This window comes from Bacillus sp. FSL K6-2865, assembly GCF_040311405.1.
In the GTDB taxonomy this organism is placed as follows: domain Bacteria; phylum Bacillota; class Bacilli; order Bacillales; family Bacillaceae; genus Bacillus; species Bacillus velezensis.
This window is the reverse complement of record NZ_CP152036.1, coordinates 2,453,810-2,468,961: the sequence shown is the minus strand read 5'-3', so window position 1 is coordinate 2,468,961 and position 15,152 is coordinate 2,453,810. Positions and strand designations below refer to the sequence as shown.

Below are 15,152 nucleotides of genomic sequence, written 5' to 3'. Positions count from 1 at the left end.
TTTCACATATCCGCCCGCCGGGTTTACTCGTAAGCTTTGGCGGGTCATTTCAAATCTTGATCACATCTTGGAGGAATGAAAATGACCAGTTTAACAAAAATCAGACAGCAGCAGCCGTACAAGTGGTACCAAACGATGAGAGAAACCTCTCCCGTTCATTACAATGAAAAGGAAGATTGCTGGGAAATCTTCACCTATGATGAAGTGAAGCGGGTGATTTCTGACTACAGTCATTTTTCTTCCGATCATAAATACTTAAGTGCGGACAAACAGGAAAAAATGATCCGGCATATTAACAAAGACAGCCTTTTGAAAATGGACCCGCCCGAACACACCGTCTTCAGAAAATTGGTCAATCAGCCGTTCATGCCGAAATCGGTTGAGTCTCTTACACCGCGTATAGCCGCTATCGCTGATGACCTGCTTCAGGCCGTCCGTTCAAAAGGCAGGATGGACATTATTGAAGATTACGCATTTCCGCTTCCGATTATCGTGATCGCAGAGCTTTTAGGATTCCCTCCGAAAGACAGAGATATCTTTAAAAGCTGGGTCGACCAAAGCCAGAATGTAAAAGATGAAAAGAAAATGAATGAAGTGCAAAAGCAGATGATCGGATATTTCATGCAGTTTATTTTACAGCGGAGAAAACAGCCGCAAAATGATTTAATCAGCCATTTAATTTCAGCTGATTTAGACGGAGAGCCGCTGTCAGACAAGCAATTAATCGGTTTTTGCGGCTTGTTGATCGTCGCGGGGCACGTAACGACGGAAAATGTGATCGGAAATTCATTTCTCAGTCTCAAGGAGTTCCCGCACATTCTGCCCCGGCTGCTTGAAAACAAGGCGCTCCTTCCTGACTTTATTGAGGAAGTCATCCGCCTCAGACCTTCCATTCAGCGGGTAACCCGCTATACCGCGGTTGAGAGCGAGATTGGCGGAAAAACGATTCCGGCCGGAGAAAAAGTGTATGCGTGGATTGGATCGGCGAACAGAGATGAAAAGAAGTTTGAAAATGCCGATCAGATTGACTTGGGACGAAAGCCGAATCAGCATCTGTCATTCGGTCAGGGCAGCCATTATTGTTTAGGAGCGCCGCTGGCCCGGCTTGAAGCGAAAATCGCGCTTTCCCACTTTTTTGAACAGATGTCCGCATGGCGTTTTACTGAGGATCAAGAGCCTAATCTGGTTCCGAGCCCTGTATTTCACGGCGTTGACAGGCTGCTTGTTGAGTTTTGAACGGAAAAATAAAAGAGGCTTCCACAGGAAGCCTCTTTACTCTGGGGGCTTGGAGAAATGAATGTAGGAATTGAAGCAATGAACGTGTTTGGCGGAACCGCGTATGTAGACGTCATGGAGCTTGCGGAACATCGGAACTTGGATAAAAAAAGGTTTGAGAACCTGCTGATGAAAGAAAAAGTGGTGGCGCTTCCGTTTGAAGATCCGATTACGTTCGCCGTAAATGCCGCAAAACCGATTATCGACTCTCTGTCAGAAGAGGAACGGAATCAGATTGAAATGGTCATCACCTGTACGGAATCCGGGATTGATTTTGGCAAATCCATCAGTACATACGTCCATGATTATTTGCAGCTGAAGCGGAATTGCCGGTTATTTGAGGTGAAACAGGCTTGCTATTCTTTAACGGCCGGGTTTCAAATGGGCGTGAATTTCATCTTATCGCAAACATCGCCGGGATCGAAAGCGCTCATCATCGGAACGGATATTTCCCGCTTTTTAGTGGCTGAAGGCGGTGACGCGTTGACGGAGGAATGGTCCTATGCCGAACCGAGTGCGGGGGCGGGAGCTGTGGCGCTTTTAGTCAGCAGCACCCCTCATGTCTTTTTGCTTGATCAAGGCGCAAGCGGGTATTACGGGTATGAAGTCATGGATACGTGCCGCCCGATTCCGGATAGTGAAGCGGGGGATGCTGATCTGTCGCTCATGTCTTATTTGGACTGCTGTGAAAAATCATTTCAGGAATACCGAAAGCGTGTGAGCGGGGCGGATTATAAGAATACATTTCAATACCTTTCTTTTCATACTCCGTTTGGCGGAATGGTAAAAGGAGCGCATCGGACGATGATGAGAAAATTGGCAAAGGCTAAGCCGCAAGACATTGAGGCGGATTTTCAGCAACGCGTGCTGCCTGGGATTCAATACTGTCAGCGCGTCGGCAACATCATGGGGGCCACCGTATTTTTATCTCTTGCCAGCACGATTGATAACGGCTCTTTTGAAACGCCGAAACGAGTCGGCTGTTTTTCATACGGTTCGGGCTGCTGCTCTGAATTTTACAGCGGTGTCGTTATGCCGCAAAGCCGGACGCGGCAGAATCAATTTCAGATCAGCCGGCATTTGGATGAACGCGTCCGTTTATCGATGGCTGATTACGACCGGCTGCTCCAAGACAGCGGCATCGTAAAATTCGGCACAAGAAATGCCGCGCCCGCAGCAGACATCCCGAATGCGCATCAAGGAAAAACGCGATTGGTGCTGACTGAAATAAAAGAGTTTCACAGAAAGTATGAATGGACGACTTAATATCAGAAACACTCAGAGCCGGAAAGGCCTGAGTATTTTTAAAGAAACGGAGAATAAACATGAATCCAATGATTGATGTACAGGAAACAGAACCGGGCATTGTGCAGGTCACAATGCAGGATACGGCAGGGAAAAACGGGCTGTCAGAAGAGTTTGTCAGAGAGCTGCACCGGGTATTCCAAGACATCAATGCCCATCCGTCCTATAAAACCGTCCTTCTGACGGGTTACGGAAATTATTTCTGCACGGGAGGAACGCAGGAGGGGCTTTTGACCATTCAGAGCGGAAAGCTCCAATTTACAGATTTAAAGCTTCACAGTCTTTTATTGGATTGCAGGATTCCCGTGATTTCTGCCATGCAGGGGCATGCGATCGGAGCCGGCTTTACGATCGGTCTGAGCTCGGATTTCGTGATTTTAAGCAGAGAGAGTTTTTATTCTTGTAATTATATGAAGTACGGATTTACACCGGGAATGGGCGCGACGTATATTGTGCCTGAAAAACTGGGAATTGTCCTCGGGGAAGAAATGCTGTTTACGGCCGCGAATTTCAGCGGCGCCGCTCTGGAAAAACGGGGAGTTCCGTTTGAAGTGCTGCCGAAAAAAGACGTCCTTCAAAGAGGCCGCGAATTAGCCCGGCTGCTGGCGGATAAACCGAGAGCCTCACTGGTTGCGCTGAAAACCAATGTGACGGCACGGATCAAAAGAGAGCTGACAAAAGCGGTTGAGGAAGAGGTGAACATGCACGAAGCCACATTCCATCTTCCTGAAGTAAAAGAGAGAATCAGCCGCTTATACGGCAGTTAAACAGAATGAAAAAAGCATGGGAAGCCCCATGCTTTATCACTGGTCCGTCTTTTGCAGAACGGAGCCTGCGAATTGTTCTTTAATTTCGGCGCTCCGTGCTGCGGTTTCTGCGATGCAGTGCATGATGGCTTCTTCAAAGCGGCGCTCTTCTAATGCGCGAAGGCCTGCTTCAGTCGTGCCGCCCGGGCTTGTGATTTCCTTGCGCAGGCGTTCAGGCCGTTTGCTGCTTGTTCTGAGCATTTCCGTCGCCCCGGCCATGGTTTGTAAAATCAGCTCTTTTGCCGTTTCTTCCGGCAGGCCGGCTTGAAGGGCGGCCTTTTCCATTGCTTCGACATACCGGTACACATAGGCGGGACCGCTTCCGGCAATGGCTGTGACGGCGTCAAGGTGTTTTTCTTCAAAGCGCGTCGCTTCTCCGATTGTTTCCAGAAGCTCTTTTGCCGTCCGGATTTCAGCTTCACTCGCCTCGGAGCTTGCGGAAAAACCGGTCGCCGATTGCTGAATGGCCGCGGATGTATTCGGCATCGCCCGGATGATGGTGAGCTTTCTGCCGAAATATTGCTGAATCGTGTGAATCGTCAGCCCTGCGATGACAGAAATCACAAGCTGATCTTTCACGTATTCGCGAATGTTCTCAATGCTTTCTGCCGCATCTTTCGGTTTAAAGGCGAGAACGAGAATGTCGGTATTGCTGAAAAACTCTTCTTTATCCCGGCACGGTTTTACTCCGTACGTTTTTTGGAGCTCTTCAAGCCGGCTGTCATTTGACCGGTTTGTCATATATATATGTCCGGGGGCTGTCATTCCGCTTTGCAGCAGTCCGTTCACCATTGCTTCCGCCATTGCTCCGGCCCCGATAAAACCGATTTTCTTCATATAAATCCTCCTTCTTCTCAAAACACAAAAAAACCTTCCCGTCAAAAAGGACGAAAAGGTTTCGCGGTACCACCTTACATTAGCACGAATCAGCCGTGCTCAGCTCAAATCCCGTAACGAGGGGATACGTTTAGGTTTTCCTAACCGCTCTGAGGGCAGGTTCTGTAAACAAGAGGGCCGCAATGTCTTTCAGCCGGGGACATTGCTCTCTGCTGCCGTTGTTTATATACTAGTTCCTCGTCATCGCGTTCCGTGTTTTCTAGTTTGTTGTTCATTATGCTATGCGCAAGAGCGGGATGTCAATCTTTTTTTCCGATATGCGGCAATAATGACACAGTGAAAAGAAAACGCTAAAATATGATTATTCAGGAATGAAAAGAACGAAGGAGCGTAAACATGGCAGCGAGAAAGATCATTCCGATACGTGTGCCGACTCCGTTTGCAGTCGGCGACGTTATCGTTTATTTAGTAAAAGATGAAGCCTTAACCCTTATTGACTGCGGCCCGAATACAAAGGAAGCGGCTGAATCGCTCTCATTTCAGCTTAAGGAACACGGCGTTTCTGCGGCAGATATAGAACAGGTGGTGCTCACTCATCATCACGCAGATCATTCAGGTCTGCTGCACCTTTTTTCCGATGATGCGGAAGTAATAGGGCATCCGCTGAATGACAGGTACATTACTCAGGATCAGTCGTATATCGCCCGGCAGGAGGACTTTTTTCTGTCGCTTATGACTGAAATGGACGTTCCCCTGACGCCTGAAGACATACATAAAACAGTTAAGCTGTCATACTTATTTTCTGCAAACCGTCCGTTAACGAAAACAGTGAGGGAAGGCGGAAAAATTGACGGGCTTAACGGCTGGACGGTGCTCGAAATCCCGGGTCATGCCGCTTCTCACATTGCGCTCTACCATGAAAAAAGCGGTGAAATGTTCAGCGGCGATCTGCTTTTATCCAACAGCTCCACCAATCCGATTCTGGAAGCTCCGGAAAAGGGGGGCGTGCGCGCGGCCCCGATGCTCGACTACTTGAACTCAATGAAGCGGCTTTATGACGTAAACCCGTCCTTTTTATATCCGGGACACGGCGATCTGCTGACAGACGTAAAGCCTGCTTTTGACAGGCGGCTTGAAAAACAGAGAAGTCGGTCGGAATATGTGCTGCGCCTGTTGTCAGAGGAAACGCTGACGGCTTTCCAGGTATGCCGGCGGCTGTTTCCGGCTGTGTATGAAAATGAATTGTTTTTAACGATGTCAGAAACGATCGGCCATCTTGACGTGCTGGCCGCCGAAGGGAAGGCTGTATCCTTTCAGTCGGGGAACACTCTGAAGTTTAAAGCTGTGAAGGGGTGAAGGAAATGGGCAGATTAACGGATAAGCGGATTTGGATCACCGGAGCATCCGGCGGACTCGGAGAACGGCTTGCATATTCCTGCGCGGCAGAAGGGGCTCATGTTTTTTTATCCGCCAGGCGGGAGGACCGCTTGCAGGAAGTGAAAAAGACGATTACCGCGCGCGGCGGACAGTGTGATGTCGTTCCGTTTGACGTCCGGCATGCAGAAGAGGCTGAAAACGTAAGGCGTTTGATCGGTCATGTTGACGTATTAATCAACAACGCCGGCTTCGGCATTTTTGAAACGGCCGCTGATTCATCTTTGGATGATATGAAGGCAATGTTTGAAGTCAACGTCTTCGGATTAATCGCCTGTACGAAGGCCTGTCTTCCTGTGATGCTTCATGCGAAAAGCGGCCATATTATCAATATCGCCTCACAGGCCGGCAAATTGGCGACGCCGAAATCAAGCCTTTATTCCGCAACGAAGCACGCCGTGTTAGGGTATTCCAATGCGCTGCGGCTTGAGCTGGACGGTACGGGTGTAGCTGTGACAACGGTTAATCCCGGTCCGATCAAAACAGACTTCTTTACAATTGCAGATAAAGAGGGCGGTTATGTGAAAAGCGTCGGCAGATGGATGCTTGATGCCGACCATGTGGCAGAGCGTATTACATCCGTGATTCTGACGGATAAACGGGAAATGAATCTTCCGCGATGGATGAGCCTCGGGACGAAGCTGTATCAGCTTTTCCCATCGTTTACAGAAAAACTGGCAGGCCGCGCATTAAAGAAAAAGTAACAAGGGGGAAAAGGAATGTCCGACCGGGATATACACAAGGCATTGATGGCAGAGCCTCTAGTCAGGCAAATGGCGGAGGCGCGTGAAGTATTTTGGATCAATCCGCATAAAACCGATGATCCAGTAAAGCATGGCGCTGAATGGAAAAAGGAGATTGCCGAAGCGGAAGAAAGGCTGCGCCGGTTTGCGCCTTATATCGCGTCGGCTTTTCCGGAGACGGAAGCGGAGGGAGGCCTCATTGAATCTCCGCTTGTCTTGATTAATGAAATGAAGAAGCATCTGGAACACAGCGCCGCTCAGGCTTTCCCCGGGCGTCTGCTTTTGAAATGCGACGACGAACTTCCGATTTCCGGTTCCATTAAAGCGCGCGGCGGGATTTACGAAGTGCTGAAGCATGCCGAAGATCTCGCGGTAAAAGCGGGAATGCTCTCAGCAGACGACGATTACAGCATATTGACTGAAGAACGGTTTACCGCTTTTTTCTCAAAATACTCTATAGCCGTCGGCTCTACGGGCAATTTAGGTCTGAGTATCGGCATAATCGGCGCGAAGCTCGGCTTTTGTGTGACCGTTCATATGTCCAGTGACGCAAAGCAGTGGAAAAAGGAGCTGCTCCGGGAAAAGGGGGTTCGCGTCATCGAATATGAAGCAGACTACAGTCTGGCTGTCAAAGAGGGGCGCATGCAGGCGAAGCAGGACCCTTATTGTTATTTTATTGATGATGAGCATTCCCGGGATCTGTTTTTGGGGTATGCCGTTGCGGGAAGCCGTGTGAAAAAGCAGCTCGATCAAATGAACATAAAGCCTGATGCAGATGAACCGCTTTTCGTTTATTTGCCGTGCGGGGTCGGAGGAGGCCCGGGCGGCGTCGCGCTTGCGCTAAAGCTGATCTATGGCGAGCATGTCCATATTTTTTTCGGTGAGCCGACGCATTCACCGTGTATGCTGTTAGGACTGTTTTCCGGCTTGCATGACGGAATCAGCGTGCAGGATATCGGTCTTGATAATCAAACGGCCGCCGACGGACTCGCGGTGGGAAGGCCGTCCGGACTGGCCGGCCCTCTGATGGAGCCTATAATCAGCGGCTGTTATACCGCCGATGACGGCACGCTTTTTTCGCTGCTTTATCAATTAAGGGCGGCCGAGAATAAGAGCCTTGAACCCTCTGCACTCGCCGGACTGGCCGGGGCCGTCAAGGTCGTTCAGACCGAAGCCGGAAACCGTTATATAAAAGAGCGGGGGCTTGAGATGGAAAATGCCGTGCACCTTGTGTGGAGCACCGGCGGAAGCATGGTTCCGGAGGAGGAAATGGAAGAGTACAGCCGGATCGGTTCCTCATTTTTGAAAAAAATGGGCAGACAGTGAAGCGGTTTTCCGTTACAATCTTTGTAAGCGTTTGTTTTTTTATCGGAAAGCCATACAGAGAGATTGGTGTGAATTGTGAAAAGTAAAGAATTGAACTTACATACATTGTATACGCAGCACAGCCGCGAGTCGTGGGCCGGATTCGGCGGCCATCTTTCCATTGCCGTTTCAGAGGAAGAAGCCAAGGCGGTAGAGGGGCTGAATGACTACCTGTCGGTGGAAGAAGTAGAAACGATCTACATTCCGCTTGTGCGCCTTCTCCATCTTCATGTCACGTCTGCCGCAAGACGGAATCAGCATGTCAATGTGTTTCTGAAGCATCCGCATTCAGCGAAAATCCCGTTTATCATCGGAATCGCGGGCAGCGTCGCCGTCGGCAAAAGCACGACGGCGAGAATTTTGCAAAAGCTTCTTTCCCGTCTTCCGGACAGGCCGAAGGTGAGCCTGGTGACAACCGATGGTTTCTTGTATCCGACGGAGGAATTAAAAAGGAAAAACCTTCTGTCCAGAAAGGGATTCCCGGAAAGCTACGACGTGAAAGCGCTGCTTGAGTTTCTGAACGATATAAAGTCGGGGAAAGAGAGAGTGGAGGCGCCCGTATATTCCCATCTTACGTATGACAGGGAAGAGGGCGCCGTCGAGGTTGTCGAAGGTGCGGATATCGTTATTATCGAAGGAATCAATGTCCTGCAGTCGCCGACCTTAGAGGACGACAGGGAAGATCCGCGGATTTTTGTATCGGATTTCTTTGATTTTTCGATCTATGTGGATGCCGAAGAAAGCCGGATTTTCACGTGGTATTTGGAGCGTTTCCGCCTCTTAAGAGAAACCGCTTTTCAGGATCCGGCTTCTTATTTTCATAAATTTAAGGATTTGTCTGATGCAGAAGCGGATACCATGGCCGCCTCCATTTGGGAGAGCGTCAACCGTCCGAATCTGTATGAAAATATCCTGCCGACAAAATTCAGATCGGATTTGATTTTGAGAAAAGGTGATGGCCATAAAGTTGAAGAGGTGCTGGTAAGGCGGGTGTGATGTGAGGAGGAAGCGAATATTATGATACATCATATTGAGTTGTATGTATCTGACTTGAAAGCCTCCGCCCGGTTTTGGGGATGGTTTTTAGGTGAGCTCGGTTATAGGGAATTTCAAAATTGGGACTCCGGCATCAGCTGGAAAAACGCAGGATTTTATGTTGTGCTTGTACAGACAGAGGAGCGTTTTTTAACACCGGAGTATCACAGATGCCGGGTCGGGCTGAACCATCTGGCTTTTCATGCTGCATCAAGAGAGCAGGTTGACGAGATGACAGAAAAGCTGCTTGCCAGAGGATGCCCCGTGCTTTACAGGGACCGCCATCCATATGCAGGCGGAAGCACGCATTACGCCGTATACACGGAGGACCCGGATCGGATAAAAGTGGAGCTCGTTGCTCCTGCTTCTGAATGAACTATAACTTTTCGTTTTTTTCTTCGCGCAGCGCGTCGAGTTTCTTTTCGATTCTGTCCAATTGTATGCGGCGCTTGTTCAAGCTTCTGAATACGTATATCACGGCAAACAGGAAAAATGCGGCTGCAGTAAATGAAATCAATTGAAAAATGACATCACCGATGTTCATCTTTTTTACCTCCGTGTGCGGCGGGCTTCTTCAGCCCGCCGTTTTTTCATTTTGACCGATATGAAGACATGGGGGATGAATCATTTCTCTCCTAGCTTTGTTTTTTTCTGAGAATGAATAGTTTCTGCATATGGCTTATGACCACTTTTGCGGCCGCATATCCCGGAATGGCCAGAAGCATCCCGGCAATTCCTGAGAATTTGCCGGCGGCAAGCAGAAGAAAAATAATGGTCAGCGGGTGAATGTCCAGCTTCCGTCCCATAATTTGCGGGGAAATCAGCTGGCTTTCAAGCTGCTGTACAATGACGACGACCGTAATCACCAGCACCGCCTCGGTCGGTGAATCGAACAATCCGACAATGACTCCGGGAAATGTGCCGATCCAAGGCCCGATAAACGGAATCAGGTTTGTCACCATGGCGAACGCGCCCAGAACGAGCGGATAATCGAGCCCGATTATAAAATAGCCGATTGTGACGAGTACGCCGACACAAAAACTGACGAGCAGCTGTCCTTGTATGTATGAACTGAGAGCTTCATCCATGTCCTGAAGGATTTGTTTTCCTTCTTTTTTATGTTTTTCCGGAAGAAGCCGCAGCAGTCGCCGGGGGGCTTTGTTTCCTTCTTTTAACATGTAATACAGCGCAAACGGAATAATGGCTGCGGTGATGGCGGCATTGGCAGCCGTACCGGCCAGGCTGCTGAGAGAATCAGCGATTGAACCGGAATAATTTGCGGCTTTGTCCGCTAATTTTTTAAAGGAATCCCCATGCTGAAGCCGGGAAAACCATTTGCTGTCCTGAAGATGCCCGATCCAATTTTCAGCTTTTGCGGAAAGCTCCGGAATATGATCTGTGAAGGCTGTAAACTGTTTTTGAACGGCAGGGCCCGCCGTATAAAGGAAGAGGACAAAAAGGCCGGCTGTTCCCGCATAAATCGCTAAAATCGCGATTCCTTCGGGCAGCTTTAATTTTGCATGCAGCACTCTGACGAGCGGGCGGCACAAATAGTAAAGGACGCCCGATAATACAATGGGCGGAAACAAGGTTTTAACCGTAATCACAACAGGCTGGAACAAAAAGTCTATTAATGTTCCGAGATAAATGATGAGAAATAACAGAAGAACGGCATAGCCGATCCTGAAATAAGGCCCGACAGGCATATCCTGCACCACGCAATCTTTAAGGGTTTACTCTCGGACATTTCCCTTATCGCCCGGTGCATAAACGTCCGTGTCAGGAAAACTGCCCCTGATTGGTGACGTAATCGTAGATAATATCTTCTACATGGGCATGGAGATCCTCATCGGGTTCTTCATTCCTTCTTTCTTCTAAAGCTTTTTTTAAACTCTGTTTTTCATAGGGGCTCAGCGGATCTGTCGACACATTCCGTCCATACTGGCGGAGGGCTTGTCCCAGCATTTTTTCTATAAATTGATCCATCATATATTCTCCTATTCTTGTCATTCATCTTTATTCTACTAAATATCATGTGATCCTCCCACTCTTCTATCATATTTTCTGTCAGGGCCGGGTTAGGATTTTTATTCCAATTCAGCTGAGAGAATACGATGAAACGGCAGCGTTAACGCATCTTCATCGTTTATGATTTTTAAACGCTTTTCGTCATGCCTCACTTGTTTTACCCAGCCCCAAAAGCGGCGGGGGCCGTGTGCGGAAGCGTAGGTGACCGAAATGGCCCTGTCTTCTTCAATCGACGCCGCAATGATGCGGTTCATGTCGTTCAGTTGCTCTTCGCTCAGTTCCGGAGGCCGGAATTCCCGTTCTTTTCGTTTTTTCGCAAGCAGCTGCTCCCGATGTTCGGGCAGCATCATCCGGCTTGATTCCCACATGACATTATACCCGGGTGTTAATTTGTTCGGATTCATGTATATCACCTCAAATTATTTGTAATGCCCGCCGATTTTTTCAGCCCGGTGAAAGGCTTGGCCGGCCTCTGTCAGTGAAGCGGCATGGAGGAGTGACGCAGGGCCGTACCGCTCATGAATATCATCCAATACTTTGCCGAGACTGATCTTTTTTTCCTGGGCATCGAACAGGCTCAGCTGAACATAATCACAAGGCTCCAGCTGGGAAAGGGAGATGCCGGCGCTGCGGACGGGCTCACCGTTCCAATGCTCTTTGAAGAGCTTGACCGCCGCTTTAAAAATATCCATTCCGAAATTAGTCGGAGAGACCAGCTTTCTCTGTCTGTGAAAACCTGAAGGGAATTCAAAATCAGCGCCTCTGATGCTGACCGAAACCGTATGGCCGATGTATTGTTTGAAACGGGCGCGGCGGGCCACTTCTTCGCTTAACTCCAGCAGCACGACTTTGATATCCTCAAAGCGGCTGTAGTCTCTCGGGAGGGTCATGTTATGGCCGATCGCTTTTTGCCGGCTGTGCGTGTTGACGGTGACCGGAGAGGGATCGATGCCGCGGGCTGTCCGCTGAAGCAATTCGCCGTTAATGCCCCAGCGTTTTTTCAGCAATTCGGCGGGGTGCCCGGCAAGCCCGCCGATTGTGCTGATGCCCATCCGTCTTAAATGATGCTCCATCCGTTTTCCGATGCCGAATAATTTTCCGACCGGCAGCGGCCACAGATCCTGCCTGATATTTGACATATCCAATCTGTGGATGCCGGATGCGTTTTTTTTGGCAAAATGGTCGCAAGCCATTTTCGCGAGCGCCTTATTCGGCCCGATGCCGACACGGGCATAAATGCCGAATTCACGCATAATCGCTTGCTGAATGCTTTTGGCAATTGTAAAAGGATCACCGAACAGCCGCCTGCTTCCGGTCACGTCGAGAAACTGCTCATCGATGGAGTAGGGTTCTACAAGATCGGTATACCGTTCAAACAGTTCGGTAATCATGACGGATACATCAATATACCGCTGCATCCGCGGACGGACAATAACGGCATCGGGACATTTGGCCTGCGCTTCCCACAGCCGTTCGGCATTTTTTACGCCGTATCGTTTGGCGAGCGGACAAGCCGCAAGCACGACGCCGCTGCGTCTTTCGGGATCTCCCGAGACAATCACGGGCCGGCTTTTGAGATGAGGCGCTTCCGCTTTTTCCACAGACGCATAAAACGATTGCATATCTACAAGAAGAATATCAGCCATAAAAAAACCTCCGGGAACATTTGTTCTGTTTTTCATTGTACCCGAACAATGATCACGTTTATACTGGTAAATCATTCCCTGGCTGGAAGACGTGCTGATTCGTTCGCTTGAAAAGAAATCATTTACAATTGCAAACAACCCACATATAATTTTTTATATTCCAATGAGAAGAGCTGACATTCATTTTGCCGGACGAAAAGGAGAGTCAATCGATAATGGATATTCGAACAATTACCTCTGAAGACTATGAAATGGTTACGTCTGTTTTGAATGAATGGTGGGGCGGCAGGCAGATGAAAGACAAACTGCCGCGCTTGTTTTTTGAACATTTTCAGGACACAAGCTTTATCACGTACGGGCCGGAGGGAATGACCGGTTTTTTAATCGGTTTTCAGTCACAATCAGACCCTGAGACAGCCTACATTCATTTTTCCGGTGTGCATCCGGATTTCAGAAAAATGCAAATTGGAAAACAGCTCTACGATCGATTTATGGAGACGGTGAAAAAAAGGGGCTGCACAAAAGTCAATTGCGTGACGGCGCCTGTCAATAAAGTATCAATCGCTTATCATACAAAATTAGGCTTTGAAGCTGAAAAAGGAACCAAAACCGTAAACGGAATCCCTGTTTTTGCGAATTATGACGGTCCGGGAGAAGACCGGATTCTGTTTGTGAAATATATGTAGAGGGGGATGAATATGGGTTTTTTAGCTGACACGCCCAAACCGCCTTATTATGCGGTCATTTTTTCATCAATAAAGGGAAAATATGATGAGGAATATGAACATACGGCAGAGCGCATGATGAATTTGGCAGGCGGACAGCCGGGCTTTTTAGGCACGGAAAGCGTTCGGGAGGAAAACGGCTGCGGCATCACGGTTTCCTACTGGGACAGCCTGGAGGCGATTAAAAGGTGGAAAGATCATACTGACCACCAGGCGGCAAAACAAAAAGGAAAAACCGCCTGGTATGAAGCGTACGCGGTCCGCATTACGAAGACGGAGTCACAGCGGATGTTTGCGTCAAAAGGGGCGGAAGATTGATTACATTTTTACAGCATACACAAGAACAGACCGCGCGGGAAATTGCGGCGGTTCAGCGCTGCTCTTATCAAAAAGAAGCAGAGCTGATCGGCTTTTTCGGCATCCCCGCCTTGCATGAAACACCCGATGATATACAGCGGTCACGGGAGACGTTTGCCGGTTTCAAGGAAAAAGATCAGCTTGCAGGCGTCATTTCGTATGAAAAAAAGGGATATGACCTTGTCATATGCAGGCTGACGGTGCACCCGTCCGGCTTTCGAAAAGGAATCGGACGGGCGCTTATTCAATTTGTGATAGACGAGAACCGGGACGCCCAAAAAATAGAGGCGGCTACCGCCAGCCAAAACGTTCCGGCAGTCTCTCTCTATTTAAAAACCGGGTTCACAGAAGCCGGACAGATAGAGACGCCGGAAGGGCTGACCCTCTCGTTTTTTCATCTTTATCCGAAGAGGAAAGCGGAAGTTGTTCCGTACAAGCCGGAATGGAAAGGAATGTTTGAAAGAGAGAAGGCGGACTTGATCCGAATCTTCGGCCCAGCACTTCATTCTGTCAGCCACATCGGCAGTACCTCCATCCCGGGGATGACCGCCAAACCCGTCATCGATATACTGGCGGAGGTTAAAGATATTTCGGACGCTGACCGATTCAGTCCGCAGCTGGAAGCACTCGGCTATGAGGCGAAAGGGGAAAACGGGATAGAGGGCCGGCGTTTCTTTCAAAAAGGCGGCAACAGGCGCACACACCACGTTCACATATACGAAACAGGGCATCCGGACGTGAAGCGTCATCTGCTGTTCCGGGATTACCTCACCGCAAAGCCTGAAAAAGCGGCTCAATACATGGAACTGAAACGGCACCTCGCTAAGACGTACCCATACGATATGGCAAAGTATAGTGAAGGGAAAAATGACTGGATCAAGGCGGCTGAACAAGAGGCAAAGGTCTGGGAGAGCGGGCTGCTGTAAAGAAAGCAGAAACAATGCATACAGCGGCTCGGTATGCTACAATGGCGAAAATGAAAAACGGAGGATCATCTATGCAAATACATGTGACGGATGCGGCGAAACACACACTTCAGCAGGCAATGGACGCCAACCCGGGGAAAAAAGCGCAGCTCCGCTATGACGCAGAAGGCTGCGGGTGCGCGGTGAGCGGCGTGCCGACCATCTGGCTGGCGGACGAATTAACGGGACAATGCGAAGCCATTGAAACCAACGGACTTCCGCTTTACATCCAGACCTCACAAAAAGTGTTTTTTGACGAGGAAATGACAATCGATTACAATGAAAAGGCAAAAACGCTCGTCTTAAAAAGCCCGGCAGAGATGCTGAGCCCGAGAATGAGCATATTAGTAAAGCAGGGAGAAACGGAAAGTGAATCAAAAGCTGAAAGCCATTAAACAGACGGCACAGCATAAAACGTGGGTATCCTTTCTGAACAACAACCACCCGTACAGTCTGCTGCACTGGTCCATCGGAGGCGCTGAATCCGTTCAGAAGGATGTCTGGCTGCTTCAGGATGAGATGACCTTCAAAGCGCAGGAGTTTACGACAATCGACCTCGCCATTGACTGGATCGGAGAAAATATGGACGGGATTACCGACGTTTTATGACGTGAAAGCGAAAGAACCAGCA

Annotated in this window: 18 protein-coding genes and 1 pseudogene; 13 read left to right on the top strand and 6 right to left on the bottom strand. The window is 49.1% G+C overall.

The window, feature by feature from the left end; genetic code table 11:
- Positions 1 to 81: 81 nt before the first annotated feature.
- Genes NYE42_RS12230 through NYE42_RS12220 form a run of 3 tightly spaced genes read left to right on the top strand, consistent with a single transcriptional unit; the run spans position 82 to position 3,347 of the window.
- A complete protein-coding gene (locus NYE42_RS12230) occupies positions 82 to 1,236 on the top strand; it encodes a cytochrome P450 (RefSeq protein ID WP_352426487.1) in 1,155 nt (384 codons plus the stop codon).
- Between the two features lie 57 nt (positions 1,237 to 1,293).
- Positions 1,294 to 2,541 carry a hydroxymethylglutaryl-CoA synthase family protein gene (locus NYE42_RS12225; RefSeq protein WP_352426486.1) on the top strand — a complete coding sequence of 416 codons (1,248 nt, stop codon included), beginning with the start codon at positions 1,294 to 1,296 and terminating at the stop codon, positions 2,539 to 2,541.
- A 59-nt stretch (positions 2,542 to 2,600) separates the two neighbouring features.
- Positions 2,601 to 3,347: a polyketide synthase gene (locus NYE42_RS12220; protein ID WP_015240152.1), complete on the top strand. Its 747-nt coding sequence runs from the start codon at positions 2,601 to 2,603 to the stop codon at positions 3,345 to 3,347.
- Between the two features lie 36 nt (positions 3,348 to 3,383).
- On the opposite strand, the gene proC is transcribed toward NYE42_RS12220, so the two are convergent.
- The gene (gene proC, locus NYE42_RS12215) at positions 3,384 to 4,223 is read right to left on the bottom strand and encodes a pyrroline-5-carboxylate reductase (RefSeq protein WP_144464508.1); all 840 of its coding nucleotides are present in this window, start codon (positions 4,221 to 4,223) and stop codon (positions 3,384 to 3,386) included.
- A 396-nt stretch (positions 4,224 to 4,619) separates the two neighbouring features.
- On the opposite strand from proC, the gene NYE42_RS12210 reads away from it, so the two are divergent.
- From NYE42_RS12210 to NYE42_RS12190, 5 genes are all read left to right on the top strand, one after another.
- Positions 4,620 to 5,579, top strand: a complete 960-nt coding sequence (locus NYE42_RS12210; RefSeq protein ID WP_277506540.1) for an MBL fold metallo-hydrolase — start codon at positions 4,620 to 4,622, stop codon at positions 5,577 to 5,579.
- 5 nt (positions 5,580 to 5,584) lie between these two features.
- Entirely contained in the window at positions 5,585 to 6,361 is a 777-nt protein-coding gene (locus NYE42_RS12205; RefSeq protein ID WP_031378961.1) for an SDR family oxidoreductase, read from the top strand.
- A 15-nt stretch (positions 6,362 to 6,376) separates the two neighbouring features.
- On the top strand, positions 6,377 to 7,726 hold the full coding sequence (gene dsdA / locus NYE42_RS12200) for a D-serine ammonia-lyase (RefSeq protein WP_039254614.1): 1,350 nt from the start codon (positions 6,377 to 6,379) through the stop codon (positions 7,724 to 7,726).
- A gap of 75 nt (positions 7,727 to 7,801) precedes the next feature.
- Positions 7,802 to 8,761: a type I pantothenate kinase gene (gene coaA / locus NYE42_RS12195; RefSeq protein WP_144664567.1), complete on the top strand. Its 960-nt coding sequence runs from the start codon at positions 7,802 to 7,804 to the stop codon at positions 8,759 to 8,761.
- Between the two features lie 24 nt (positions 8,762 to 8,785).
- On the top strand, positions 8,786 to 9,175 hold the full coding sequence (locus NYE42_RS12190) for a VOC family protein (RefSeq protein WP_029973629.1): 390 nt from the start codon (positions 8,786 to 8,788) through the stop codon (positions 9,173 to 9,175).
- Position 9,176: 1 nt separating this feature from the next.
- Here NYE42_RS12190 and NYE42_RS12185 read toward each other — a convergent pair whose 3' ends face one another.
- From NYE42_RS12185 to NYE42_RS12165, 5 genes are all read right to left on the bottom strand, one after another.
- Complete coding sequence (locus NYE42_RS12185; RefSeq protein ID WP_094032266.1) at positions 9,177 to 9,344, bottom strand: DUF4083 domain-containing protein; 168 nt, start codon at positions 9,342 to 9,344, stop codon at positions 9,177 to 9,179.
- Between the two features lie 91 nt (positions 9,345 to 9,435).
- Positions 9,436 to 10,506, bottom strand: a complete 1,071-nt coding sequence (locus tag NYE42_RS12180) for an AI-2E family transporter (protein ID WP_335390366.1) — start codon at positions 10,504 to 10,506, stop codon at positions 9,436 to 9,438.
- Between the two features lie 73 nt (positions 10,507 to 10,579).
- Positions 10,580 to 10,786: a YqzH family protein gene (locus NYE42_RS12175; RefSeq protein ID WP_003153294.1), complete on the bottom strand. Its 207-nt coding sequence runs from the start codon at positions 10,784 to 10,786 to the stop codon at positions 10,580 to 10,582.
- A gap of 101 nt (positions 10,787 to 10,887) precedes the next feature.
- On the bottom strand, positions 10,888 to 11,232 hold the full coding sequence (locus NYE42_RS12170; RefSeq protein ID WP_007409390.1) for a YolD-like family protein: 345 nt from the start codon (positions 11,230 to 11,232) through the stop codon (positions 10,888 to 10,890).
- A gap of 15 nt (positions 11,233 to 11,247) precedes the next feature.
- Positions 11,248 to 12,474 (bottom strand): DNA polymerase IV, encoded by a 1,227-nt coding sequence (locus tag NYE42_RS12165; protein ID WP_042635323.1) that lies wholly within the window; start codon positions 12,472 to 12,474, stop codon positions 11,248 to 11,250.
- Positions 12,475 to 12,689: 215 nt separating this feature from the next.
- On the opposite strand from NYE42_RS12165, the gene NYE42_RS12160 reads away from it, so the two are divergent.
- The 5 genes and pseudogenes from NYE42_RS12160 to NYE42_RS12140 all read left to right on the top strand — a co-directional run bounded on the left by NYE42_RS12160 (position 12,690) and on the right by NYE42_RS12140 (position 15,130).
- Positions 12,690 to 13,160 (top strand): GNAT family N-acetyltransferase, encoded by a 471-nt coding sequence (locus NYE42_RS12160; RefSeq protein ID WP_012117908.1) that lies wholly within the window; start codon positions 12,690 to 12,692, stop codon positions 13,158 to 13,160.
- Positions 13,161 to 13,172: 12 nt separating this feature from the next.
- A complete protein-coding gene (locus NYE42_RS12155) occupies positions 13,173 to 13,517 on the top strand; it encodes an antibiotic biosynthesis monooxygenase (protein WP_199022022.1) in 345 nt (114 codons plus the stop codon).
- A pseudogene (locus NYE42_RS12150) lies at positions 13,514 to 14,479 on the top strand (GNAT family N-acetyltransferase); the annotation flags it as partial. The gene NYE42_RS12155 and the pseudogene NYE42_RS12150, both read left to right, overlap by 4 nt.
- Positions 14,480 to 14,553: 74 nt before the next feature.
- A complete protein-coding gene (locus tag NYE42_RS12145) occupies positions 14,554 to 14,916 on the top strand; it encodes an iron-sulfur cluster biosynthesis family protein (protein WP_014305346.1) in 363 nt (120 codons plus the stop codon).
- Positions 14,891 to 15,130 (top strand): DUF2552 family protein, encoded by a 240-nt coding sequence (locus NYE42_RS12140; protein WP_003153307.1) that lies wholly within the window; start codon positions 14,891 to 14,893, stop codon positions 15,128 to 15,130. The genes NYE42_RS12145 and NYE42_RS12140 overlap by 26 nt, the downstream gene beginning before the upstream one ends.
- Positions 15,131 to 15,152: the final 22 nt, after the last annotated feature.

What these genes read in the sequence shown, in the direction of transcription:
- NYE42_RS12230 (WP_352426487.1), top strand. Translation starts at nt 82, where the DNA reads ATGACCAGTTTAACAAAAATCAGACAGCAGCAGCCGTACAAGTGGTAC.
- NYE42_RS12225 (WP_352426486.1), top strand. Translation starts at nt 1,294, where the DNA reads ATGAATGTAGGAATTGAAGCAATGAACGTGTTTGGCGGAACCGCGTAT.
- NYE42_RS12220 (WP_015240152.1), top strand. Translation starts at nt 2,601, where the DNA reads ATGAATCCAATGATTGATGTACAGGAAACAGAACCGGGCATTGTGCAG.
- proC (WP_144464508.1), bottom strand. Translation starts at nt 4,223, where the DNA reads ATGAAGAAAATCGGTTTTATCGGGGCCGGAGCAATGGCGGAAGCAATG.
- NYE42_RS12210 (WP_277506540.1), top strand. Translation starts at nt 4,620, where the DNA reads ATGGCAGCGAGAAAGATCATTCCGATACGTGTGCCGACTCCGTTTGCA.
- NYE42_RS12205 (WP_031378961.1), top strand. Translation starts at nt 5,585, where the DNA reads ATGGGCAGATTAACGGATAAGCGGATTTGGATCACCGGAGCATCCGGC.
- dsdA (WP_039254614.1), top strand. Translation starts at nt 6,377, where the DNA reads ATGTCCGACCGGGATATACACAAGGCATTGATGGCAGAGCCTCTAGTC.
- NYE42_RS12185 (WP_094032266.1), bottom strand. Translation starts at nt 9,344, where the DNA reads ATGAACATCGGTGATGTCATTTTTCAATTGATTTCATTTACTGCAGCC.
- NYE42_RS12180 (WP_335390366.1), bottom strand. Translation starts at nt 10,506, where the DNA reads ATGCCTGTCGGGCCTTATTTCAGGATCGGCTATGCCGTTCTTCTGTTA.
- NYE42_RS12175 (WP_003153294.1), bottom strand. Translation starts at nt 10,786, where the DNA reads ATGGATCAATTTATAGAAAAAATGCTGGGACAAGCCCTCCGCCAGTAT.
- NYE42_RS12170 (WP_007409390.1), bottom strand. Translation starts at nt 11,232, where the DNA reads ATGAATCCGAACAAATTAACACCCGGGTATAATGTCATGTGGGAATCA.
- NYE42_RS12165 (WP_042635323.1), bottom strand. Translation starts at nt 12,474, where the DNA reads ATGGCTGATATTCTTCTTGTAGATATGCAATCGTTTTATGCGTCTGTG.
- NYE42_RS12160 (WP_012117908.1), top strand. Translation starts at nt 12,690, where the DNA reads ATGGATATTCGAACAATTACCTCTGAAGACTATGAAATGGTTACGTCT.
- NYE42_RS12155 (WP_199022022.1), top strand. Translation starts at nt 13,173, where the DNA reads ATGGGTTTTTTAGCTGACACGCCCAAACCGCCTTATTATGCGGTCATT.
- NYE42_RS12145 (WP_014305346.1), top strand. Translation starts at nt 14,554, where the DNA reads ATGCAAATACATGTGACGGATGCGGCGAAACACACACTTCAGCAGGCA.